This window comes from Streptomyces sp. HUAS 31 (assembly GCF_028198125.1).
Classification (GTDB): Bacteria; Actinomycetota; Actinomycetes; order Streptomycetales; family Streptomycetaceae; genus Streptomyces; species Streptomyces chartreusis.
Genome location: NZ_CP116353.1, coordinates 8,493,187 through 8,514,415, shown reverse-complemented (window position 1 = coordinate 8,514,415; position 21,229 = coordinate 8,493,187). Strand labels below are relative to the sequence as shown.

20 protein-coding genes are annotated in these 21,229 nt (G+C 71.2%); 11 read left to right on the top strand and 9 right to left on the bottom strand.

Features of this window, described 5'->3' with window-relative positions; translation table 11 throughout:
• Positions 1–184 precede the first annotated feature (184 nt).
• Entirely contained in the window at positions 185–1,153 is a 969-nt protein-coding gene (locus PGH47_RS37705) for an SCO0930 family lipoprotein (RefSeq protein ID WP_271667166.1), read from the bottom strand.
• 369 nt (positions 1,154–1,522) lie between these two features.
• Here PGH47_RS37705 and PGH47_RS37700 point away from each other — a divergent pair, with 369 nt between their 5' ends.
• From PGH47_RS37700 to PGH47_RS37690, 3 genes are all read left to right on the top strand, one after another.
• Entirely contained in the window at positions 1,523–2,107 is a 585-nt protein-coding gene (locus PGH47_RS37700) for a hypothetical protein (RefSeq protein ID WP_271667165.1), read from the top strand.
• A gap of 15 nt (positions 2,108–2,122) precedes the next feature.
• Entirely contained in the window at positions 2,123–2,887 is a 765-nt protein-coding gene (locus PGH47_RS37695) for a bestrophin-like domain (RefSeq protein ID WP_271667164.1), read from the top strand.
• Positions 2,888–3,120: 233 nt separating this feature from the next.
• A complete protein-coding gene (locus PGH47_RS37690) occupies positions 3,121–3,657 on the top strand; it encodes a hypothetical protein (protein ID WP_271667163.1) in 537 nt (178 codons plus the stop codon).
• Positions 3,658–3,765: 108 nt separating this feature from the next.
• On the opposite strand, the gene PGH47_RS37685 is transcribed toward PGH47_RS37690, so the two are convergent.
• A complete protein-coding gene (locus PGH47_RS37685) occupies positions 3,766–4,266 on the bottom strand; it encodes a hypothetical protein (protein ID WP_269645866.1) in 501 nt (166 codons plus the stop codon).
• A 332-nt stretch (positions 4,267–4,598) separates the two neighbouring features.
• Here PGH47_RS37685 and PGH47_RS37680 point away from each other — a divergent pair, with 332 nt between their 5' ends.
• Positions 4,599–5,261: a class F sortase gene (locus PGH47_RS37680; protein WP_093748115.1), complete on the top strand. Its 663-nt coding sequence runs from the start codon at positions 4,599–4,601 to the stop codon at positions 5,259–5,261.
• A gap of 28 nt (positions 5,262–5,289) precedes the next feature.
• On the opposite strand, the gene PGH47_RS37675 is transcribed toward PGH47_RS37680, so the two are convergent.
• The gene (locus PGH47_RS37675) at positions 5,290–6,159 is read right to left on the bottom strand and encodes a polysaccharide deacetylase family protein (RefSeq protein WP_271667162.1); all 870 of its coding nucleotides are present in this window, start codon (positions 6,157–6,159) and stop codon (positions 5,290–5,292) included.
• Positions 6,160–6,264: 105 nt separating this feature from the next.
• A complete protein-coding gene (gene lysX, locus PGH47_RS37670; protein WP_271667161.1) occupies positions 6,265–9,543 on the bottom strand; it encodes a bifunctional lysylphosphatidylglycerol synthetase/lysine--tRNA ligase LysX in 3,279 nt (1,092 codons plus the stop codon).
• Between the two features lie 87 nt (positions 9,544–9,630).
• On the opposite strand from lysX, the gene PGH47_RS37665 reads away from it, so the two are divergent.
• Positions 9,631–10,092 carry a universal stress protein gene (locus tag PGH47_RS37665; protein ID WP_030952323.1) on the top strand — a complete coding sequence of 154 codons (462 nt, stop codon included), beginning with the start codon at positions 9,631–9,633 and terminating at the stop codon, positions 10,090–10,092.
• An 84-nt stretch (positions 10,093–10,176) separates the two neighbouring features.
• Here PGH47_RS37665 and PGH47_RS37660 read toward each other — a convergent pair whose 3' ends face one another.
• Entirely contained in the window at positions 10,177–11,001 is an 825-nt protein-coding gene (locus tag PGH47_RS37660; protein ID WP_271667160.1) for an alpha/beta fold hydrolase, read from the bottom strand.
• Between the two features lie 57 nt (positions 11,002–11,058).
• Here PGH47_RS37660 and PGH47_RS37655 point away from each other — a divergent pair, with 57 nt between their 5' ends.
• Positions 11,059–11,532 (top strand): MarR family winged helix-turn-helix transcriptional regulator, encoded by a 474-nt coding sequence (locus PGH47_RS37655; RefSeq protein ID WP_093748111.1) that lies wholly within the window; start codon positions 11,059–11,061, stop codon positions 11,530–11,532.
• Between the two features lies 1 nt (position 11,533).
• On the opposite strand, the gene PGH47_RS37650 is transcribed toward PGH47_RS37655, so the two are convergent.
• Entirely contained in the window at positions 11,534–12,679 is a 1,146-nt protein-coding gene (locus PGH47_RS37650; RefSeq protein ID WP_271667159.1) for a CapA family protein, read from the bottom strand.
• Positions 12,680–12,892: 213 nt separating this feature from the next.
• On the opposite strand from PGH47_RS37650, the gene PGH47_RS37645 reads away from it, so the two are divergent.
• From PGH47_RS37645 to PGH47_RS37635, 3 genes are all read left to right on the top strand, one after another.
• Positions 12,893–13,438 carry a sigma-70 family RNA polymerase sigma factor gene (locus PGH47_RS37645; RefSeq protein ID WP_030952315.1) on the top strand — a complete coding sequence of 182 codons (546 nt, stop codon included), beginning with the start codon at positions 12,893–12,895 and terminating at the stop codon, positions 13,436–13,438.
• A 146-nt stretch (positions 13,439–13,584) separates the two neighbouring features.
• Entirely contained in the window at positions 13,585–14,100 is a 516-nt protein-coding gene (locus PGH47_RS37640; RefSeq protein ID WP_126899111.1) for a hypothetical protein, read from the top strand.
• 151 nt (positions 14,101–14,251) lie between these two features.
• On the top strand, positions 14,252–14,905 hold the full coding sequence (locus PGH47_RS37635; protein ID WP_126899110.1) for an anti-sigma factor family protein: 654 nt from the start codon (positions 14,252–14,254) through the stop codon (positions 14,903–14,905).
• 22 nt (positions 14,906–14,927) lie between these two features.
• Here PGH47_RS37635 and PGH47_RS37630 read toward each other — a convergent pair whose 3' ends face one another.
• The 3 genes from PGH47_RS37630 to PGH47_RS37620 form a co-directional block, all read right to left on the bottom strand.
• The gene (locus tag PGH47_RS37630; RefSeq protein ID WP_271667158.1) at positions 14,928–15,791 is read right to left on the bottom strand and encodes an Fpg/Nei family DNA glycosylase; all 864 of its coding nucleotides are present in this window, start codon (positions 15,789–15,791) and stop codon (positions 14,928–14,930) included.
• 40 nt (positions 15,792–15,831) lie between these two features.
• Complete coding sequence (locus PGH47_RS37625) at positions 15,832–17,907, bottom strand: SpoIIE family protein phosphatase (RefSeq protein WP_271667157.1); 2,076 nt, start codon at positions 17,905–17,907, stop codon at positions 15,832–15,834.
• Positions 17,908–17,995: 88 nt separating this feature from the next.
• On the bottom strand, positions 17,996–19,303 hold the full coding sequence (locus PGH47_RS37620) for a DUF6777 domain-containing protein (protein ID WP_333938185.1): 1,308 nt from the start codon (positions 19,301–19,303) through the stop codon (positions 17,996–17,998).
• Positions 19,304–19,385: 82 nt separating this feature from the next.
• Between PGH47_RS37620 and PGH47_RS37615 the strand changes: the two genes are divergently transcribed.
• Both PGH47_RS37615 and PGH47_RS37610 read left to right on the top strand, forming a co-directional pair.
• A complete protein-coding gene (locus tag PGH47_RS37615) occupies positions 19,386–20,807 on the top strand; it encodes a lipase maturation factor family protein (RefSeq protein WP_271667156.1) in 1,422 nt (473 codons plus the stop codon).
• Positions 20,808–20,839: 32 nt separating this feature from the next.
• Positions 20,840–21,229 carry a cupin domain-containing protein gene (locus tag PGH47_RS37610; protein WP_271667155.1) on the top strand — a complete coding sequence of 130 codons (390 nt, stop codon included), beginning with the start codon at positions 20,840–20,842 and terminating at the stop codon, positions 21,227–21,229.

Below are 21,229 nucleotides of genomic sequence, written 5' to 3'. Positions count from 1 at the left end.
GTGAAAGAAGGCGAAGAACTCCGGTGAATGCAGGCAAACCGGTCCGCCCCCTGCGCGTGGAGCTCAGGGGGCGGACCGGTGAGTCGGCGCGCCGGTCGTTCGTCCGGCACTCTCGCGTCCTCGTGACTCCCTTCCATGGACTTCTCGACCGGGTGAGGCGATCAACCCTGGGGAGGTGTGATCCTTACTGTCCCGGCGCGCCGACCGGCTTGCCGTCCGGGCGGATGGCGAACCAAGTGCCGCCCACGCCCTGACCGTTGGTGTCGCCGGGCTTCTCGTCACCGGCGAAGGTGTAGATCGGTACGCAGTCGATGGTCTGCTGCTTGATGCCGTCGGGCCGGTCGAAGACCACGTATCCCTGGCCCCGGGGACCGGAGCCCTTCAGGTCGATGCCCTCGGTGTCCTCGGCGTCGACCGGTGCGATGACGGGCCACTTGTCCAGGCACTCGCCGGTGCAGGCCGTCTTCATCGGCCAGGGTGAGTCCTTCATGAAGCGGTAGACCGTGTGACCGTTCTTGTCGATCACGATCTCGCCGAGCTTGGAGTCCTTGCGCGTGGACAGGCCGGGCAGATCGGCGTCCTCGCCCTCCGCCTTCTTGCCGGTGGGAGCAAGTGCGTACCAAGTGCCGCCCACGCCCTGGCCGTTGACGTCACCGGCCTTGGTGTCCTTGGCGTAACGGTAGGCGGGCCAGCCGTCGATCGTCAGCTGCTTGGTGCCGTCGGTCCGGGTGACCGAGCCGAGCAGGTTCTTGTCGATGCCCACGCCCGCCTTGGCGTCGTTCGCGGGAACCGGCGGCCACTTGGTGGCGCAGTCGCCGTCACAGTTCGACTTGGCCGGGTCGGCGACGTCCTTGTCGAAGCGGTAGAGGGTCATTCCGTCGCTGTCGGTCAGCAACTCGCCCAGTTCCGCGTTGGTGGCCACGGTGAGTTCACCGGCCGAGGCGGCCTGGGTGGCGGAGCCCTCCTGGCCCGCCGCGCCCGCGTCGTAACCGGATCCGAGGCCGGTGCCGCTTCCGTAGTCACCGGCCGCGGCCGTGGCACCCACGTTCTGGCTGCTCGCCGGCGGGGCGGTTTCCGAGCCGCATGCCGTCGTCAGCGCCGCCACCGCCACGGCGCTCACCACGAGCGAGGCGCTCCGCCACGAGGTCTTCATCTTCAACTCCCCATAATCACAAGGGTGTTGCAGCGCCCTGCTGCGCCGCCGCACGACAAGAGGTACGCACGAAAGCCACTCTGGTGTTCAACCGGCGCACAAATTTCTTTACGGAACCTGTGACGGCACCCTCGTCACAGCCGTGAACCACCGCATCACCGCGCCGCCTCCACACGCCTCCCGTCGCACGCGCGTGCGCCCCGGCGGTCATGTCCGCGCCCCGTGAACAAACCTTTCGAGGGGCGCATGTCGCCCGTTCGGGGCATTCCACCCGTTCTCCGGCACGTCGGTGGGCGTGGTGCCCTGAAGATCTTCGTCGTGCATGCACTCGAACCGACCCAATCCACCCTGACCACAAGGGTGTTGACGGTGGTCACGCTGACCTGGCTCCTGGTGTCGGCACCTTCCGGGGCGGCCGTGGCCACGTCCTGCGCGCACGTCGGCACAGGGCCGGACGGCGCACAGGTCGTCGCGGTCACCGACACCGGGCCGGACGGCGCGCGGGCGGTCGCCGTGGCAGGCCCCGACACCTGGCCGACTCCCCCGCAGTGCCCGACACCGACCCCGACACCCAGTCCCACACCGACCCCGACGCCCTCGCCGCCACCGCCGCCACCGAAGACGACGCCGGCACCCGAACCCACCCCCACACCGCCGCCGAAGCCCACGCCCACCCCGAAACCGAAGCCGCCTCCTCCGCCCCCGGCGAAGCCGGCTCCCCGGCCCGCGCCGCCCCGCGCGCGGCCGGCTCCCGAACCGCCGCCCACCCCGACTCCGACGCCGAAGCCGTCGGTCAAGCCCACCCCGACCCCCTCCGCGACACCGGTGCGCTACCCGCCGTACCGCGCGACCCCGCACCAGCGGGCCGTGCACCGCGCCCAGTCGCCCCTCACCTTCGTCCTGCTCATCGCGGTGCCCGCCATCGCCGCCGTCGCCGCGCTCCGACCGCGCTGACCCTGGAGGCCCCTCTTGCCGGAATGGCTTGTTCTCACCCTCGCGATGCTGGCCGCCTGCTGCGTGGTGGTCGTCATCACCCTCGTCCGGCACCGCACGGCACCGGACGACGAGGATCCCTCCGAGACCCCGGACGTCATCGAGTACATGACGATGTGGATCGGCGTGGTGTACGCCATCGTGCTGGGCCTGGCCATCGCCGGGGTGTGGGAGGCCCGCAGCGCCGCCCAGGACCATGTCCAGGCGGAGGCCGTGGCGTTGCACGAGGTCTCCGAGCGGGTCCGGGTGTATCCGCCCGAAGTGCGCGACCGCATTCGGGACGATGTCAACGCCTATGTCGGACACGTCGTCACCAAGGAGTGGAAGCACATGTCGGAGCACGGCGAGGTCACCGACCGCGGCACCGAGCTCCTCCAGCGCATCCGCCGGGACGTCACCGACTACGAGCCCAGGTCGGACTTCGAGGCGCAGGCCTATCAGCCGCTCCTCGACCAGGTGACGGCGGCGGACCAGGCGCGCAACTCACGCTCGAACTCCACCGGCGACACCATGCCGGGCGTGGTCTGGTTCGGGCTGCTGGCCGGTGGTGTCGTCACCATCGGGATGGTGTTCGCCCTTCAGATCCGGCGCACGGCCCGTGAGCTGATCCTCGCCGGGCTGTTCTCCGCTCTGATCGCCTTCCTGCTCTTCCTCATCTGGGACTTCGACGATCCCTACAGCCGCGGGGTGACGGCGTCGACGGAGCCGTTCCTCGCGCTCTTCCCGCAGTTCATGCGTTGACCGGCCCGCACGGGGTGACGGCGGCGACTTGTGGCACTCGATGTGAAGCAGCCATGCCGCCGCCGTCACCCGCTCGCCGGAACGCCGTCCCCTGAGCGGCCCACACGCATGCCCCATTCGTACGACACCGATCGCGCGGCCGCGCGCACGTTCCTAGCGTTTCGCTCACCGAGGTGCATTTCTGGCGCAAGCGGAAATGGTCCGCGACTGCTCCTCGGGGACCGGAGGACACCATGCGTGCGATACGCGTCGCTTCTGCCGCGCTGCTCGGGGTCAGCGCCCTCGCCATGACCGCCCCCGCCGCGCAGGCGCAGGCGCAGGGCGACAACTCCGGTTTCTGGGCCACCGTCCGGCCCACCACCGTCGAACCCGGCGAGCACGTCCGGCTGCGGGCGACGGGCTGCGAACAGGGCGTGACCGTCTCCTCGGGGGTCTTCGACACGGTCACCATTCCCCGATGGCGGACGACGGCCTGGGCCCGGGTGGACAGGGACGCCCGACGGGGCGCCGTCTACGAAGTGTCCTTCTACTGCGGCACGTTCTGGCAGAGCGTCGACCTCACCATCGCCGGCGGCAGACCGGACCGGCCCGACCGACCCGACGGGCCCGATCGCCCCGAACAACCGGAGCACGGTGTTCGCGCGGGCGAGGGCGGCACTCTCGCCGGACTGGATCTGAAGGAGATCGGCCTTGGGGCCGCGCTCATCACGGCCGCGCTCGGCACCGCGTACCACCTCTCCCGGCGCCGCACCGACGAGGACGGCTCCTGACGCCGGCACCCACGCACTCAGACCTTCGCCCCGGTTCCCCACGAGGGGGGCCGGGGCGAAGGTCTGTGCTCGTGCGACCTGTCTCCTGCGGTGGCGCCGAGAAGCGGATCAGATCCGCTTCTCCGCCCGGCGCCGCATCCAGAACACCGCGCCGCCGACGACCGCCACGGCGATCAGCCCGCCGCCGATGGCCATGTCGGTCGGCGTCGCGCCCGTGGAGGTGCTGCCGCCGAGACCGCCGCGGACGCCGCCGATGACGGTGAAGGCGTTGGGGTGGGTCAGGGGCCGGCCGGCGCCGGTGCAGTGCACCGTGATGCTGTGCGCACCCGGCCGCGCGTTGTTGTCGATCGTCGCGGTGCCCTTGGACGTGTTGCCGCCGACCGGGGTCAGGGTCGTGGGCCGGAACGCGTCCGAGGTCGCGGTGCCGCCGCGCGGGCAGCCGTCGACGGTGATGGTCAGCTGCCCGCCGCGGGCGATGACACTGGGCAGGGCGACGATGTTGCTCGGGCCGACGGGCGGCATGCCGTCGCGTGCCGCGGCCACCGGGGCGGCCAGACCGAGGGCGGCGACCGCGGTGGCGGTGGCCGCCAGGGTACGAGTGGTTCGCATGTGATCCTCCGCGGAAGACGCCCCGGGAACCGTCCCCGGTATCGATCGGCGAGAAAACGCCTCCCAGAAAGACCCTCAGTTGCCGTGCCCGAGGCCGCATTTCGGCAATGGTCCGTCCTGGTGAGGAGACACGCCGGGGGACAACCCCACAATCGGGATTGCCGCAGGTCACGGACCGTCAGAATTTTCCGGCCCCTGGCAACTCGGATGGCGCACCGAAGGAGTTCGCACCACCCGTTCGTATCTGCCCCGTCGCCGGTTTCGCGTGTGGGACTTAGCGTTTTCGTATGCGCGAATGACGTGGCGACGGCCGCGTCGAGAGGGGAAGTCGAATGTCCGGTTTCGAGGTGGCCGAAGAGGAGGAGCGGCGGAGGAAGCGTGCTCCCTGGGGCGTGATAGCGCTGGTGCTGCTGACCGGTCTCGCGCTCGTCCGCAACGGCTCCGGCGAGTTCGACGTGGGTCCGCCGCAGCCCGCCTCGGCGGCCGCGGCGGACCGGCAGCTGCCCGACCGGGTCCTGGCCCGGGCCGCTCAGCCGCTGTCCTTCGCCCTGCCGGACCGGGTGCGGATCCCCGCGATCAACGTCGACGCGCCGACGATCCCGGTCGGTCTGGACCTGGACGGCTGGGTCGGCGCGCCCCCGCCGGAGGACCCCAATCTGTCGGGCTGGTTCACCGGCTCCGTCTCGCCCGGCGAGAAGGGCACCGCGGTGGTCGTCGGCCACGTCGACAATCTGCAGGGGCCCGCCGTGTTCTACGGCCTCGGCTCACTCGCGAAGGGAAATCGCGTCGAAGTCCTCCGCAAGGACGGAAAGACGGCCGTATTCGAGATCTACGGCGTCGAGGTGTTCCAGAAGGACAACTTCCCCGGAGACCGGGTCTACGCGTCGAAGGGAACCGCCGAATTGCGGGTCATCACCTGTGGCGGCGGTTTCTCGAAGCAGACCGGTTACGACGGGAACGTCGTCGTTTTCGCCAGCCTGGTCGAGGTCCGCTGAGCGTTCCCCGACCGGGCGGCGAAAGCCGTCAGGCGTAATGCCGTTCCGGGACGGTGAGGTGGTATCCGGCGTCCAGCAGCCGCGGCAGATAGAAGCGCAGCGCGTGGACGCTCTGGGAGCGGTCGCCCCCGGCGTCGTGCGAGAGCACCACGACGCCGGGGGCTGCGCCGTTCTCGACCCGGTCGACGATCCTGCGGGTGCCGGGGGTGGTCCAGTCGAGGGTGTCGACGGTCCAGGCCAGCGGGTCCATGCCCAGTTCGGCGCCGAGTTGGAAGGCGGCGCGGTTCCAGGCGCCGTAGGGGGCGCGGAACCAGACGGGGCGTTCGCCGCAGGAGTCCTCGATGACGTCGCTGGTGCGCTCCATCTCGCTGCGGATCGCGCGCCGGCTGAGCCGGGTGAGCAGCGGGTGGGACCAGGTGTGGTTGCCGACGACGTGGCCCTCGTCGGCCATCCTGGCGACGAGGTCCCCGTTCTCGGCGACCATCTCGCCGCACACGAAGAACATCGCGCGGATGTCGTAATCGCGCAGGGTGTCCAGGATGTGCGGCGTGTAGCGGGCGTCGGGGCCGTCGTCGAAGGTCAGCACCATCCGGCGGCCCCGTCCGTTCACCTGGAGCATGGGCGCGTGGCGTACGAGGGTGCGGCGCGGGGCGGCCCTGGGCGGGGCGAATCCCGTGAGCGGCTGGAGACGGTACGAGGAGGGCTTGAGCGCGGAGCGCGCCTGCGGGCCCGCGGCCGGGGTGGGGGTCGCGGTCGGGGCGGCGGCGCGCCGGACCTGCTCGTCGCCCGCGAAAGTCGTGAACAGCCCGGCGGTGCCGGCGGCTCCGACGGCGGCGGCGCCGGCGAGCAGCGCGCGGCGTCGGGTGAGCAGACGCGGGGGCAGCTGATCCTTCGTCATGACTCATGGGTCGCCCGGTGAGAGACCGACGCACCAGTACGACACCGGTACGGACGCACGAAAGCACTCGCACGGACCTGCGCCATGGGCCGCCCGTGGCACCACTCAGCGGCGGCGGACCAGCGGGAACGGCAGCGTCTCGCGGATCGTCAGGCCGGTGAGGAACATGACCAGCCGGTCGACGCCGATGCCCAGGCCGCCGGTGGGCGGCATGGCGTATTCGAGGGCGTCGAGGAAGTCCTCGTCGAGTTCCATGGCCTCGGGGTCTCCCCCGGCGGCGAGCAGGGACTGGGCGGTGAGACGGCGGCGCTGTTCGACGGGGTCGGTGAGCTCGGAATAGGCGGTGCCCAGTTCGGTGCCGAAGGCGACCAGGTCCCAGCGCTCGGCGAGTCTCGGGTCCCCCCGGTGCTGGCGGGTGAGCGGGGAGACGTCGGTGGGGAAGTCCTTGTAGAAGGTGGGCAGATGGGTCTTCTCCTCGACGAGCCGCTCGTACATCTCCAGGACCACGTCGCCGTGGCCGTCGTCGGCGACGTACGGCACGCCCACACGGTCGCAGTGGCGGTGCAGTCTGAGCAGCTCGGTGTCGGGGTCGATCTCCTCGCCCAGCACCTCGGAGATCGCGCCGTACACCGTCTTGACCGGCCACTGCCCGGAGATGTCGTACTCCTTGCCGTCCTTGTGGGCGACCGGCGTTCCGAAGGCGGCCCGTGCGCAGCCCTGGATCAGCTCGCGGACCAGGTCGAGCATGACGTCGTAGTCGGCGTACGCCTGGTAGGCCTCCAGGATCGTGAACTCGGGGTTGTGCTTGTAGTCGACGCCCTCGTTGCGGAACGTGCGGCCCATCTCGAAGACCTTCTCCACGCCACCGACGCACAACCGCTTGAGGTACAGCTCGGGGGCGATGCGCAGATAGAGGTCGAGGTCGTAGGCGTTGATGTGGGTGGTGAAGGGGCGCGCGTTGGCGCCGCCGTGAATCTGCTGGAGAACCGGCGTCTCGACCTCCAGATAGCCGCGCTCCAGCAGGCCCTGGCGCAGGGCCTGGACGGCGGTGGAGCGGGCGCGGACCACGTCGCGGGCGGCGGGGCTGGAGACCAGGTCGAGGTAGCGCATGCGGACCTTGGCCTCGGGGTCGGCGAGGCCGCGGCGTTTGTCGGGCAGCGGGCGCAGGCATTTGCCGATGAGCTGCCACGAGGTGACGAAGACGGTGGGTTCGCCCTTGTCGCTGGTGCCGGCCAGGCCGGTGGCGCTGATGAGGTCGCCGATGTCGGTGTCGGCGGTGAAGCGGTCGAGGGCGGCGCCGGAGTCCTTGCGGGTGAGGGCGAGTTGATGGTCGCCGGACCAGTCGCGCAGCACGGCGAAGACGAGGCCGCCGAAGTCGCGGACCAGCATGACCCGGCCGGCGACGGTGACCTGCTCGCCCGTGCGGACCTCGGCGAGGGCGTGGGTGCGGGCCGGGATGCCGACAGGGTAGGGGTCGACGCCCTCGGTGCGCAGCCGGTCCAGGGTGCGGTGCCGGATGCGGACCTGTTCGGGCAGGCCCGCATCCGGCCCGGCCGCCCCGGCCTCGTCCCCTCCTTCGAGGCCGAGTGCCGCCAGCGAGGGCAGTCCCTCGGTGGTCGCGGGGCGGGGCTGGTTCCTCGGGTGCCCCTTTCTGCGGAGTTTGTGCAGCGACGGTACGGAGACGAAGCCCTCGGCGACGCCGGACGCCATGCCGATGCGGGCGAGGGAGGCGGCCTCGCCGTAGCAGATGAAGCGGGGGTACCACTCGGGCTGGTACTTCGCGTTGGAGCGGTAGAGGGCCTCCAGCTGCCACCACTTGGAGAAGAACAGCAGCAGGCGCCGCCACAGTCGCAGCACGGGCCCGGCGCCGATGCGGGCGCCCTCCTCGAAGACGGAGCGGAAGACGGCGAAGTTCAGGGAGATCCGGCGGATGCCGAGCTTGGGCGCCGCGTCGCACAGTTCGGCGACCATGAACTCCATGACGCCGTTGGGGGCGCCGCGGTCACGGCGCATCAGGTCCAGGGAGACGCCTTCGCGGCCCCAGGGCACGAAGGACAACAGGGCGAGCAGCTCGCCGTCCCCGCCGAGGGCCTCCAGGAGGAGGCAGTCGCCGTCGGCGGGGTCGCCGAGGCGGTCCAGGGCCATGGAGAAGCCGCGTTCGGTCTCGGTGTCGCGCCAGGCGTCGGCCTTGCGGATGATCTCCTCCATCTCCGCCTCGCCGAGGGTGGAGTGCCGGCGGATACGGCAGTGGGCGCCGGTGCGGCGGACGCGGTGGACGGCCTGCCGGGTGACCCGCATGTCGCGGCCGTCGAGGTCGAAGTCCTGCGGCCGCAGGATCGCCTCGTCGCCGAGCTGGAGGGCGCCGAGTCCGGCGCGGGCGTAGGCGGTGGCGCCGTCCTCGGAGGCGCCCATCGCGGCGGGCACCCAGGCGTGCCGGCGGGCCGCGGCCAGCCAGGCGGCGATGGCGTGCGGCCATGCCTCCCGGTCGCCGACCGGGTCGCCGCTGGCGAGGCACACGCCGGCCTCGACGCGGTAGGTGACGGCGGCCTTGCCGCTGGGCGAGAAGACGACGGCCTTGTCGCGCCGGGTGGCGAAGTAGCCGAGGGAGTCCTTGTCGCCGTAGGCCTTGAGGAGGGCGCGGATGCGGGCCTCCTCGTCGTCGTGCAGGGCGGCCTCCATGCGCTGCGAGCGGAACAGCGTGGCGGCGGCGTTGAGGAGGGCGAGCGCTCCGAACAGGCCGAGCAGGAAGTACAGGGGGCGCGGCGGCCGTCCGTCGTAGGTGGTGCCGGAGACCAGGCCGCCGCAGACCCGGTCGGCGGCCCACGCCAGCCGCTGGCTCTGCGGCAGCGTGCCGGGGAACAGTTCGACGAGCCCCCAGCCGACCAGGATGCCGATGACGAGTCCGACGAGCAGGACACCGAGGGCTCTTCGTACGGCCGCTCTGCGGGAGGCTGCGTAGAACTCCCCGCGGACGACGATCAGCAGGGCGAGGGCGAGGCCGCACACGATGAGGGACGGGACGGAGTCGGCGTAGTCGCCGAAGACGGTGCCGACGATGTCGGAGAGGACGAGCAGGCCCAGATAGACGACGACCAGCCACCAGGCGATCTTCTTGCGAGCGGCCGTCGCGGCGGCGAGCAGGAAGAGGAAGACGGCGTAGGCGAGGTTGGCGCTGACGGGGACGATGATCTGGTCGAGGGCGCGTACGACCGGGCGCAGCGCGACCCGGAGCGGCGGGATGAGGGCGAGCAGGACGCAGAGCAGTCCGAGGGCGCCGAAGAAGGTCGCGAAACCTTCCGGCACCCTGCTCCTCCAGCCGTGTCCGGGCGGCCGTGCCGGGCCCGTGACGTCCTTGTCCCGCGCGGCCTCCACGGTGGCACTCATGTTCCGACTGTAGGAAGCCCGGCGCCTCCTCGCCCGTCGAGCGTCCCGGCCGACGGCGGGACCTGGGCCTTCCGATAGCCTCCTGCCGTGACGGAACAGCACTCGCACCGGTTCGAGCGGGGCACGGACGGGCCCAAGGTCATCGTGGTCGGAGTGGACGGCTCCGACTCGTCGCTGCGCGCGGCGGCCTACGCCGGTGGCCTGGCCCGACGGCAGAACGCACTGCTCGCCGTCGTGTACGTGCAGCCGGTGATGACGGCGGGCGCGGCGCTCGGGGCACCGGTCGCGGAGACGACCAACGAGATCGCCGAGTCCCTGATCTCCTACATCCGGGAGGCCACGGAGCGGCTCAAGGGGATATTCGACGTCCGCTGGGAGTTCCACACCTTCCAGGGCGACCCCTACAACGGGCTGGTGAAGGCGGCGGACGACCTGAAGGCGGACGCCGTGGTGGTGGGCGCCTCGGAGCAGGCCGGGCACCGGATCGTGGGTTCCGTCGCGATCCGGCTGGTGAAGGCGGGGCGCTGGCCGGTGACGGTCGTCCCGTAGGGGGCTGTGGTGCCGCCCGCCCCGCTCAGCGTGCCGGACCCGCATTGCGCGGTCGCACGCTGAGCCGTCCGGTGGCACCGGGTTTCAGAGGGTCCGCAGGAAGTCGAGCACGATCTTGTTGAAGATCTCCGGCTTCTCCAGGTTGGGGTAGTGGCCGACGCCGTCGACGACCTCGGTGCGGCCGTCGTGGACGGTGCCGGCGAGGCGCTCGGCCGCGGCGAGCATGTCGGCGGGCTCCAGGCCCCCGTTGAGGGCGAGCAGCGGGACGGTGATCCCCGCCGCGCGGGCGAAGGTGTCCGGCACGGGCACGAACCAGTCCTTCTCGCCGGGTGTGTGCTTGGCGAGGGTGCCGCGGGCCATGTCCCGGATCAGCCGCAGGCTGTCCTGGTCGACGTCGGCGACGGTGCGCTCCGGGCCGGGCAGTACCTGTACGAACGCATCGAGCCAGCCTTCGATGTCCGCGGCTTCCAGGGCGCGGGCCATCTCGGCCTGGAGACCGCGGGTCCAGTCGTCCGTGTACTGGAACTCCCCTGTCGCGGCACCGCAGGTGACGACGGCGCGGACGAGTTCGGGGTACTCCAGCACGGTGTTGGTGGCGATCAGCCCGCCCATCGACAGGCCGACGAGGACCGCGGGGCCCGCGTCGAGGTGGCGCAGCAGGGCGGCGATGTCGTCGGCCCAGCGGAAGGGCTTGCTCGCGTTGGCGGAGGAGCCGTGGCCGCGTACGTCCAGGGCGATCACGCGGTGGCCGGCGGCGAGGGCCGGTATCTGGGCGTGCCAGACGCGGTGGTCGACGTATCCGGAGTGGAGGAGGACCACGAGGTCCCCGGAGCCGGTGTCGAGGTAGGCGAGGTCGCCGTCGGCGGAGGCGAAGGTGCGCAGGTCCGAAGCTTTCGTCGCTGTCGTCATGACAACCAAGGTGTCATTCTTCGAGCAATTTGGCAACCCAGGTGTCATGATGACCCCGTGAACGACTCCGCCAAGCCCCTCTCCCCCGACGACCTCGGCCACCGGGTCAGCGAGGTCTTCGATCTGATCGGCGCGCTCTACCGCCGCGGCCTGCGCAAGCTCGAACAGGGCGAGGAGGTCGAGGGGGTCTCCGTCGGCGTGCGCTCCGTGCTGGTGCTGCTGCACAGGTACGGGCCCATGACGGTGCCTCAGATGGGCCGTCTCATGACGCTGACCCGGCAGTTCGTGCAGCGCATGGTCAACGACGCGCTGGCCAGGGGCTGGGCCGAGACCACGCCCAACCCCGCGCACCAGCGCTCCTCGCTGATCCGGATCACGGACGAGGGCGAGGCCGTCATCACCGCGATCCTCGCGCGCGAGCACGCCCTGAACCGGCAGGTCGGCGGCGAGCTGACCGAGGCCGAGCTCCAGGCGTGCGTGCGCGTGCTGAAGGAGATGCTCAAGACCTTCGACCACGTCGAGGCGGACTGACCTACTCCCCCATCGACAGCCCGTCGTCCCCCGCGCCCCGGCTGAGCACGACCTCGCGGATCCGGTCCCGCACACCGCTCAGTTCGGCGCCCTTGGCGATGGCCTGGTTGAGGTTGAGCACCCGCCCCGCGTCGATGTCGAACAACTGCGGGACGAACTCGGCCTTCGACACCTCCCAGCGCCCGCCGGCCCGGGCCGGCGGATCGAAGCGGAAGCGGGCGAGCGTGGACTGGTTGCCGCGCGGGTCCTGCACGCCCTGCGAGTTGTACATCGCGCCGGCGACCTGATCACCCATGCCGTAGACCACCCAGGTGCCGTTCACCTTCTCGTACGCCTGCGGGACATGGGCGTGGGTGCCGAGGATCAGGTCGATGTCGGGACGGTCGCCGGTGCGGGAGGCGGTGAGCTGCTCGGCCAGGTTCAACTGCTCCTCGTCGGGCGCGTCCTGCCATTCGGTGCCCCAGTGCATCGACACGACCACCACGTCCGCACCACCCTTCCGGGCGGCCCGGGCGTCCGCGACGATCTTCTCCCGGTCGATCAGATTGACCGCCCAGGGCTGGCCCGGCGGGAGCGGGAAGTCGTTGACGCCGTAGGTGTACGCGAGGTGTGCGACCTTGGCGCGGCCCGCGCGCATCACGGTCACACTGCGCGCCTCGCCCGAGGTGCGGGCCGTGCCCGCGTGCCGCACCTTCGCCTGATCGAGGGCGTTCAGCGTGCGCAGGATGCCGGCGGCCCCGTCGTCGAGGCTGTGGTTGGAGGCCGTCGAGCAGCCGTCGTAGCCGGCGGAGGCGATGCCCCGGGCCACCTCCGGCGGGGACTTGAAGAGGGGGTAGCCGGTGTACGCGCCGTCCTCGCCGTAGACGGTCTCCATATGACACAACGCCAGATCGGCGCGGGAGACCACGGGTCGTACGCCGGCGAACATCGGTCGGAAGTCGTACCCCTTGCCGCCCGCGTCGAAGCGGGCGCGATCGATGATCGGAGTGTGCGGGAGGACGTCCCCGGAGGCGACGAGGGTGAAGCCGCGGGTGCCGGCGGACGGTGCCGGACGTCCTGCGACCTCGCGGTTGTGGGCCTGGCATGCGGCACCTGCGACAAGCACGGCCGTGACAGCGATGGCCACAAGCCGACTGCGTGCGATCATCAGCTCACCCCTTGTGGTCGTATATACGCACCAAAATAGGTACGAAATAGAGCACGCTCGCAAACAATCCGGCCGCTTCCATTAGGCCGTCCGGCCCGCCCCGGCTTGCGGAAGGGACCGTTCACCGAACCGTTCGCCGACGCGATCGACCGTCCGCCGCAGATCCGTGTGAGCGCCCTGTCCCAGAACTGCGGCCTGCGATGCCATACGGCCATGACGGCCGGAACCACCCTCACGAACGGGACGACCGCCGAGCACGAGCTCGCCGCACTGCAGCGGGAGCACGGCCGGCCCCTCTTCGCGCTCCTGCTCCGGCTCTGTGACGGCGACCGGCAGCGCGCCGAGGACCTGGTGCAGGAGACGCTGGTGCGCGCCTGGCAGCATCCCGAGGCCCTGCGCGCCGACGACTTCGACTCGGTGCGGCCGTGGCTGCTGACCGTCGGGCGACGCCTGGCGATCGACGCGCGGCGGGCCCGGCAGGCACGCCCGCCGGAGGTCGGCGACGCGATCCTGGAGAACGCGCGCGTGATCTCAGACCACGCCGAGCGGGCCGCCGAGATGCTCGACGTCCGCGAGGCTGTGAAGACACTCACTCCCGAGCACCGTGAAGTCCTGGTGCTCGTGTACTTCCAAGGGGCGAGTGTTGCGGAGGCCGCGGAAACCCTTGGTATTCCGCCCGGTACGGTGAAGTCCCGCGCGTACTACGCACTGCGCGCACTGCGTCGGGTGCTTCCCGGATACGCGGCCGACCTGCGGTGAAACCGAAGGCTTAGTCAAACCTCCGTAAAGCGCCTTGCTGAACACCCCGGTTGAGTAATCGGCTGTCCTCATCCGTGTTCCGGATTGGGCAAGGGCCCACGGCCCCGGGGTGGGGCGACGCACTCACCGGAGGAAGGCAGGAAGGGATGCTGCACAGAGGTCAGGAGAGCACGGACGGCACCGGTGGCGGTGAACTCACCGTCCCCATGGCGTGGTTGTACGCCGAGTACATCGCCGACGAGCTGCTGCGCACCGGCGATCTGATGCCGCCGACGTCCTTCGAGTTCCGCGCCGGGCGTGACGCCCTGGCGCTGACCATCTTCCTGTCCGACACCGACGGCGAGCTGTCCGGCATCCGGGTGGTGACCCAGCTGGAGACGTGGCTGTCGCTGACGGCCTACGACCAGCCGTGGCAGGACTGGGTGCGCGAGCGCATGGCGGGCCTCGCGGCCGAGGCGACCGACTCCGGCGGGCCCGCGCCCGACCTGGAACTCGCCGAGGCGGCCTGGCGCTGGCTCCAGGAGACCGAGCTGCTCGCGCCCGATCTGAACGCCGTGCCGGGCGGTGGTGCGCCGGTAGGAGAGGACGAGGGACCGAAGGTGTGGACACCGGCGTGGCAGCTCGGACTGCCGCTCGGGCACCTCGCCATCCACCTTTTTTAAGTTCTTTTCTCCTCGGACCAATCCTCGACGCCGACCGCTCCGAATCCCTTGGTTGCGATTCTCCGAGTGGCTTGAGTGATTCGACTGTCTGGTGCGTACCAGTGGGCGCAAGGAGTAACACACCCCACACCCAACGGCACGAGGATTCGGCATGAGGTCCCTGGAGAGGCATCGCGACGTCGCCGCGTACGCGCTCGGCGTGCTGAACGAGGCGGAGGCGTTCCGCTTCGAGGACCACCTCATGGAGTGCCCCCGCTGTGCGGCACACGTGACCGAGTTCGGGCCCGTCGCCCGCCAGTTGATGTTGTACCGGCGCTCCACCCCCCGGTTCGTGAGCCCCATGACCAAGCCGGGCCCCCAGATGCTGAACCGGCTGCTCGAAGCGGTGGCGATCCGCCATCGCGCCCGGCGCCGGCGCACCCTGTACGCCGTGGCCGCCTCCGTGGTGATCGCCCTCGCCGCCCCCGGCGTCGCGATCATGGCCGGCGGCGACGACAGATCCGTACAGGTGGTCGAGGCGACCGACGAGCGGTCCGGGGTGTGGGCGCAGGTCACGACCGAGAACGAGATGTACGGCAGCCAGGTGGAGCTGAAGGTGAAGGACGGCGCGGGTCCGCGCCCCTGCCACCTGATCGCCATCGGCCGGGACGGCTCGGAGGAGACCGTGACCAGCTGGTCGGCGGCCCATCACGACGCCCGTGAGAACACCATGATGGGCGCGTCGGCGATGCACAGCGACGAGATCATGCGCTACGAGGTGCGCACGTCCGACGGCGAGCACCTGGTCACGCTCAACCCCCGTTGACGCTCTCGCACTCCGGTCCCGGCTACTTGAGCAGCCGCGACATCCGCCGGTCCGCCAGCGGCTTCCCGCCCGTCTGGCAGGTCGGGCAGTACTGGAGCGAGGAGTCGCTGAAGGAGACCTCGCGGATGGTGTCGCCGCAGACCGGGCAGGGCTCGCCGGTGCGGCCGTGGACGCGCAGGCCGCTCTTCTTCTCGGCCTTGAGACGGCCGGCCGCCAGCCCGCGCGAACGCTCGACGGCCTCGGTGAGGGTCGTCCGCAGGGCCTCGTACAGCCGTGCCGTCTCCTGCGGGGTCAGCGCCGCCGCCAGCTTGAACGGCGACATCCTGGCCGCGTGCAGGATCTCGTCGCTGTAGGCGTTCCCGACCCCGGCGATGAGGCTCTGGTCGCGCAGGGCGCCCTTGAGCTGGCGGCGCTCGTCCTTCAGCAGTGCCGCGAACCGTCTCTCGTCGAAGTCGTCTGCGAGCGGGTCCGGGCCCAGCCGGGCCACGCCCGGGACCTCCTGCGGGTCCTGCACGACGTACACCGCGAGACGCTTCTGCGTACCGGCCTCCGTCAGGTCGAAGCCGGCACCGGTCTCCAGGGCGACGCGCAGCGCGAGCGGGCCCTTGCCGGGGCGGGGCATGCCGCTCGGGAGTTGGTCCTTCCACTGGAGCCAGCCCGCGCGGGCCAGGTGGGTCACCAGATGCGGGCCTTCGGCCGTCGCCAGGTCCAGGAACTTGCCGTACCGGCGCACGGCGGTGACCTCGTGGCCCTCGACGGAGGTGACCGGCGGGTCGTACGTCTTGAGGACACTGATCGCGACGGGCAGCACCCGCACGATCTCGTGCCCGACCAGGTTCTCAGTCAGGAAGTCCTTGAGCGCTTCCACCTCGGGGAGTTCCGGCATACGTCCAGAGTGCCATCCGGTGCCGACGGCGCCATGTGCCTCAGGGCCGCTCCGGCACCACGAACTCGCACCACACCGCCTTGCCGCCGCCCCGGGCCTCCACGCCCCACACGTCCGTGAGCAGGTCGACCAGGAGCAGCCCGCGGCCGGAGACACCCGACTCCCCCGCCTCGCGGCGGCGCGGCAGGGCGCTGGAGGAGTCCTCGACCTCGACGCGCAGCCGGCGTTCGGAGCCGGCGAGGACCCGCAGGGTCACCACGGCCGAGCCCTCGGTGTGCATCAGGGCATTGGTGATGAGCTCGTCGGCGACCAGCTCGATCTCGTCCGCCCGGTCGGCGGCGCCCCAGGAGCGCACGGCGGCGCGGATCATGTGCCGGGCCGCGGTGAGGGCCTCGGGGTCGCCGGGCGCGACGTGCTGCTGGAGCCGGCCGCCGGGCTGCGGGGCGTCCAGGACGCGGCGGCGCAGCAGGAGCAGCGCCACGTCGTCGTCCCCGCCGCGTTCCTCCGCGACGTCGATGAGCCGGTCCGCGAGATCACGGACGTCGTTCGGGCCGGTGGCGATGAGCGCGGTGAGGGTCTGCATGCCGTCGTCCAGGTCGGTGCCGGGCTGTTCGACCAGGCCGTCGGTGCACAGCAGCAGGGTGTGGTCGGAGTCCAGCTCGATCGTGCCGACCGGGTACTCGAGCTGCCCGAACTCCGCGGACAGGCCGAGCGGCAGTCCGCCCTCGACGGAGACCCGGCGGCAGGCGCCACCGGGCTCGCGGACCAGCGGGTCGATATGACCGGCCCGCACCACCTGCACGACGCCGGTGGACAGGTCCGCCTCGGCGTACAGGCAGGTCGCGAAACGGTCGGTGTCCAGTTCGTGCAGGAACACCGAGGCGCGGGCCATCACCGTGGCCGGGGTGTGTCCCTCGGCGGCGTAGGCCCGCAGGACGATGCGCAGCTGGCCCATCACGGCGGCGGCGTGGGTGTCGTGGCCCTGGACGTCGCCGATGACGGCGCCGACCCGGCCGCCCGGCAGCGGGATCAGGTCGTACCAGTCGCCGCCGATGTCCCGGCCGAGGGAGGCGGAGCGGTAGCGCACGGCCACGTCGGCGCCGGGCACGCTGGGGATGGTGCGCGGCAGCATGGCCTGCTGGAGGCCGGCGGCGAGGTCCTTCTCCTGCTCGTAGAACATGGCCCGCTGAAGGCTCTGCGCGATGCTGCTGCCGAGGGCGACGAGGACGTTGCGCTCGTCCGAGGTGAAGCCTCGCCGGTCGTTGTAGAGCAGGCCGATGGCGCCGATGGGCCTGGCCTGGGCGATCAGCGGCATGTAGGCGGCGGACGTGATGTGCAGGTCGGTGATGTGCGGCCAGAGGACCGGGTAGCTGTCCGCGAACTCCTCCGGCGACTCGATGAACCGCGGGCTGAGGGTCCGTACGACCTCGCTCATCGGGTACTGCTCGTCTATTCGGGTGATCAGGGTGCCGGGCACGAAGCTGCCGGAGGGGCCCTCGGCGACCAGCCGGATGCGGCCGGCCTCGACCAGGCCCATGACGAGGCTGGTGGCGCCGAGGTGGGTGAGGCCGTGGGTGTCCTTGAGGACGTCGATGACGTCCTGGATGGTGCGGGCGTGGGCGAGGGCGGCCGTGGTGAGCTGGACGACGCTGGTCTGCTGGCGCCGGGCCTCGTCGTCGGCGGCCTGCTGATGCCGCTGCTCGAGCTCGGCGAGTTCCTCGGTGGCCACGCGGACGATGCCGACGATGCGGCGCGGGCGCCCCGTCTCGTCGCGGCGGATGTAGCCCTGGGTGTGGGTCCAGCGCAGGGTGCCGTCGCGGCAGCGGATGCGGAAGTAGGTGCCGTAGTTCTCGCTGCCGTCCTTCATCGCCTGGGAGACCAGGCCGTCCAGCCGGTAGCCCTCGGGCGGCGGCACCCGTACCGCCAGGGTCGCCGGGTTGCCGTCGTATTCGTCGGGGCGCAGGTCGAAGACCTCGTGGGCCTGGGCGTCCATGTGGAAGACGCCGTTGTCCAGGTCCCAGTCGAAGGTGCCCATGCGGTTGAGCGCCAGGATCGGGTCCGGGTGGGCGGGCCAGTCGTCCGGGAGTGACAGGGCGCTCGCTCCCCGATCAACCATGGGCCCACCTTGCCAGGGTTTGCCGGATTCTTCGACTGGGACGACGGAACCTTTCCCGCTCATCGTGCGGTCCGTGCCCCGGTGGCGGTCAGCCGTCGAACACGTCGGTCGGGCTGCCGAAGATGCTGCCGGTCGCGCCGGGATCGTCGGGGATCAGCCCGCCGCCGTCGGGCGTGTCCGGGCCGTCCGGGACGGTCTCGGGACCGACCTCCTGCGAGGAGCCGGGGGAGGTCTCGGGCTCGGTGCGGGAGGCGGGGGCGCTGGGCTCTTCGGGCGAGGCGTGGGTGCCGCCGGGGTCGGCCGAGGAGGGCGGGGCGGTCGGGGTGACGGTGGCCGTGGGGCAGTCGGTGGAGCGGCGGCCCTGGTCCGAGGGGGCGTCGGCCTGGATGTCCGTGGCGCCGGGGGTGACGGTGACGTCCGGGGTCACGCAGTCGGCGGGTGTCCGCTCCGGGGGCGAGGCGGGCCCGCTCTCGTGCGAGGGCGAGGGCGAGGGCGAGGGTGTGGGCGTGGGCGTGGGCCTGCCACTGTCGTGTCCGGGCCGGTCGTGCTGGGGCTTCTCCCGGTCGGGAGGCATCGGCTTCGCCGGCGGTACGACATGGTCGTGGTCGTGACCCCGATGGCCGACCGGCCGCTCGATCCAGGTGTTGTCGACGACGTCGATGATCGTGATGTCGGCGATCACCTGGGGCGCCGGCGCCACCACGACCACCCGGCCCGGCTCGTACCCGGACCAGCTCCGGCCGCTGACGCCGCTCTCACCCCGGGTCCCGACCGGCGGGGCGAGCGGGTTGCCGCAGGCGCAGCGGACGCGAGGCACTCCGTGGGCGTCGACGAGAACTGCGGTGCCCGCCTGGAGGACGGACTGGTAACCGGTGCCCGTCCCGTCGCGGAACCCGTGGTTGGTGACCCGGGTGTCCGCCCGCAGCACGACCGAGGTCAGACTGCGCAGATAGCCCGGTATCGACGCCCGGGAGACACCCGCGGCCAGGGCGAAGACGCGGGCCCTGGTCCGGTCGGCGGCGAGGACGTCGATCTGCCGCTGGACGTCACAGCTCCCGGCCCCGCGGGTGCCGCCGTAGAGCCCGGGTGTCGCGCCGGACAGGGACCGGGGGCCGGTGCGCCCCGACCGCGACGGCTGCGGCGTTCGGGTGAGCGGCGAGGCGGCGGCCTCGGCGGTCGTCGTGGAGGCCGTGAAGGGATCGGGTCCACGGTCCGCCGCGGGCTGGAGGAAGAGGTCCTCGCCGGATGGCGTGTTCGTGTCGCTGCCGCCGACGCAGCCGGCGACGAGGAGTGCCGCCGAGAGCGCGCAGGCCGTGACCATGGTTCGGGTGGGTGTCCGCACCACGTCCTCCCGCCGGTCGTCGGGAAATTCGTCACCATTGTCTGCTTCACTCACATGGGTTACGCAAGCGGAGAAGTGGTATACGGAGAGTCACCTGGGACGGGGGCGCGACAATGAGGAGAGGAGGCGTACGGCCGTGGACTGGTTCGTCGCACCGGACTACTGGACGAGCCGGCTGGTCTTCCAGCGGGCGCTGGCCGCCGTGTACCTCGTGGCGTTCCTGACGGCGGCCCTTCAGTTCCGGGCGCTGATGGGCGAGCGGGGGATGCTGCCCGTGCCGCGCTTCGTCGCGCAGGTGCGCTTCAGGGCGGCCCCGAGCCTGTTCCAACTCCACTATTCGGACCGGTTCTTCGCCGGCTGCGCCTGGTCGGGCTGCGCGGTCTCGGCGGCGCTGCTGGCCGGGGTGGACTCATTGGCGCCCCTGTGGGCCGCGATGCTGCTGTGGCTCGTCCCTTGGGCGCTGTATCTCTCGATCGTGAACGTCGGCCAGACCTGGTACTCGTTCGGCTGGGAGTCGCTGCTCCTCGAGGTCGGCTTCCTCGCCGTGCTGCTGGGCAACGACGAGGTGGCGCCGCCGGTCGTGGTGCTGTTCCTGCTGCGCTGGATCCTGTTCCGCGTCGAGTTCGGCGCGGGTCTGATCAAGATGCGCGGCGACGCCTGCTGGCGGAAGCTGACCTGCCTCGACCACCATCACGAGACCCAGCCGATGCCGGGCCCGCTGAGCTGGTTCTTCCACCATCTGCCGAAGCCGCTGCACCGCGTAGAGGTGGCCGCCAACCACTTCACCCAACTCGTCGTGCCCCTCCTCCTCTTCACCCCGCAGCCCGTAGCGACGGCCGCCGCCGCCCTGATGATCGTCACCCAGCTGTGGCTGGTGCTGTCGGGCAACTTCTCCTGGCTGAACTGGATCACCATCGTCCTGGCGCTGTCGGCGCTGGCCTTCCCGAGCGATCCGCCGTCCGTGCCGGAGGCGCCGCTCTGGTACGAGGTGGTGGTCCTGGCGGTCGCCGCCCTGCTGCTGTTCCTCAGCTACCACCCGGTCGCGAACATGGTCTCCCGCCGCCAGGTCATGAACCGCTCCTTCGACCCGCTGCATCTGGTCAACACCTACGGCGCGTTCGGCAGCGTCAGCCGGATCCGCTACGAGGTGGTCGTCGAGGGGACCGCCGACGACGTGCCGCGTGAGGACTCGGACTGGCGGGAGTACGAGTTCAAGGGCAAGCCGGGCGACCCCCGCCGCTGGCCGCGCCAGTTCGCGCCGTACCACCTGCGCCTTGACTGGCTGATGTGGTTCGCAGCCCTGTCCCCCGCGTACGCGGGCCCGTGGTTCGGCGCTCTGGTGGAACGGCTCCTGGAGAACGACCGCGACACCCTCAGACTCCTGCGCCGCTCCCCGTTCCCGCCCGACGCCCCGCCCCGCCACATCCGCGCCCGCCTGTTCCGCTACCGCTACACGACCTGGCGTGAGCTCCGGGAGACGGGCGCGTGCTGGGAACGGACCTATGTGCGGGAGTATCTGCCGCCCACCCGGCTGGCGGGGACGGCCCAGAAGTCGTGAGGTTCGAGAAGGCTCGCCGGAAAGGGATCGTCATGGCCAGTCAGCAGGATCCGGTCAGGGTCGTCACGCCCGATGACCGGAGGCCGGGGCCCCGTACCCCGGGGATGGACCGGCAGGAGGCGTTCGCCACCGAGGGAACCTGGTCGGGGTTCGTCCGCACAGAGGCCGGCATGGTCTCCGGCTGGCACCACCACGGGGACTGGGAATCGGTGATCTACGTCCTCACCGGCGCTCTGCGAATGGAGTTCGGCCCGGACGGCGCGAACACGGTGGAGGCCGGACCGGGTGACTTCATCCACGTCCCCAAGGGCTCCGTCCACCGGGAGAGCAACCCTTCGGCCGAGCCCGCCGACATCATCGTCGTGCGAGCCGGCGCCGGAGGTGAGTCGACCTTCAACGTCGACGGGCCGGAGGTGAGCTGA

What these genes read in the sequence shown, in the direction of transcription:
- PGH47_RS37705 (WP_271667166.1), bottom strand. Translation starts at nt 1,153, where the DNA reads ATGAAGACCTCGTGGCGGAGCGCCTCGCTCGTGGTGAGCGCCGTGGCG.
- PGH47_RS37690 (WP_271667163.1), top strand. Translation starts at nt 3,121, where the DNA reads ATGCGTGCGATACGCGTCGCTTCTGCCGCGCTGCTCGGGGTCAGCGCC.
- PGH47_RS37685 (WP_269645866.1), bottom strand. Translation starts at nt 4,266, where the DNA reads ATGCGAACCACTCGTACCCTGGCGGCCACCGCCACCGCGGTCGCCGCC.
- PGH47_RS37680 (WP_093748115.1), top strand. Translation starts at nt 4,599, where the DNA reads ATGTCCGGTTTCGAGGTGGCCGAAGAGGAGGAGCGGCGGAGGAAGCGT.
- PGH47_RS37675 (WP_271667162.1), bottom strand. Translation starts at nt 6,159, where the DNA reads ATGACGAAGGATCAGCTGCCCCCGCGTCTGCTCACCCGACGCCGCGCG.
- lysX (WP_271667161.1), bottom strand. Translation starts at nt 9,543, where the DNA reads ATGAGTGCCACCGTGGAGGCCGCGCGGGACAAGGACGTCACGGGCCCG.
- PGH47_RS37660 (WP_271667160.1), bottom strand. Translation starts at nt 11,001, where the DNA reads ATGACGACAGCGACGAAAGCTTCGGACCTGCGCACCTTCGCCTCCGCC.
- PGH47_RS37650 (WP_271667159.1), bottom strand. Translation starts at nt 12,679, where the DNA reads ATGATCGCACGCAGTCGGCTTGTGGCCATCGCTGTCACGGCCGTGCTT.
- PGH47_RS37645 (WP_030952315.1), top strand. Translation starts at nt 12,893, where the DNA reads ATGACGGCCGGAACCACCCTCACGAACGGGACGACCGCCGAGCACGAG.
- PGH47_RS37640 (WP_126899111.1), top strand. Translation starts at nt 13,585, where the DNA reads ATGCTGCACAGAGGTCAGGAGAGCACGGACGGCACCGGTGGCGGTGAA.
- PGH47_RS37635 (WP_126899110.1), top strand. Translation starts at nt 14,252, where the DNA reads ATGAGGTCCCTGGAGAGGCATCGCGACGTCGCCGCGTACGCGCTCGGC.
- PGH47_RS37630 (WP_271667158.1), bottom strand. Translation starts at nt 15,791, where the DNA reads ATGCCGGAACTCCCCGAGGTGGAAGCGCTCAAGGACTTCCTGACTGAG.
- PGH47_RS37625 (WP_271667157.1), bottom strand. Translation starts at nt 17,907, where the DNA reads ATGGTTGATCGGGGAGCGAGCGCCCTGTCACTCCCGGACGACTGGCCC.
- PGH47_RS37610 (WP_271667155.1), top strand. Translation starts at nt 20,840, where the DNA reads ATGGCCAGTCAGCAGGATCCGGTCAGGGTCGTCACGCCCGATGACCGG.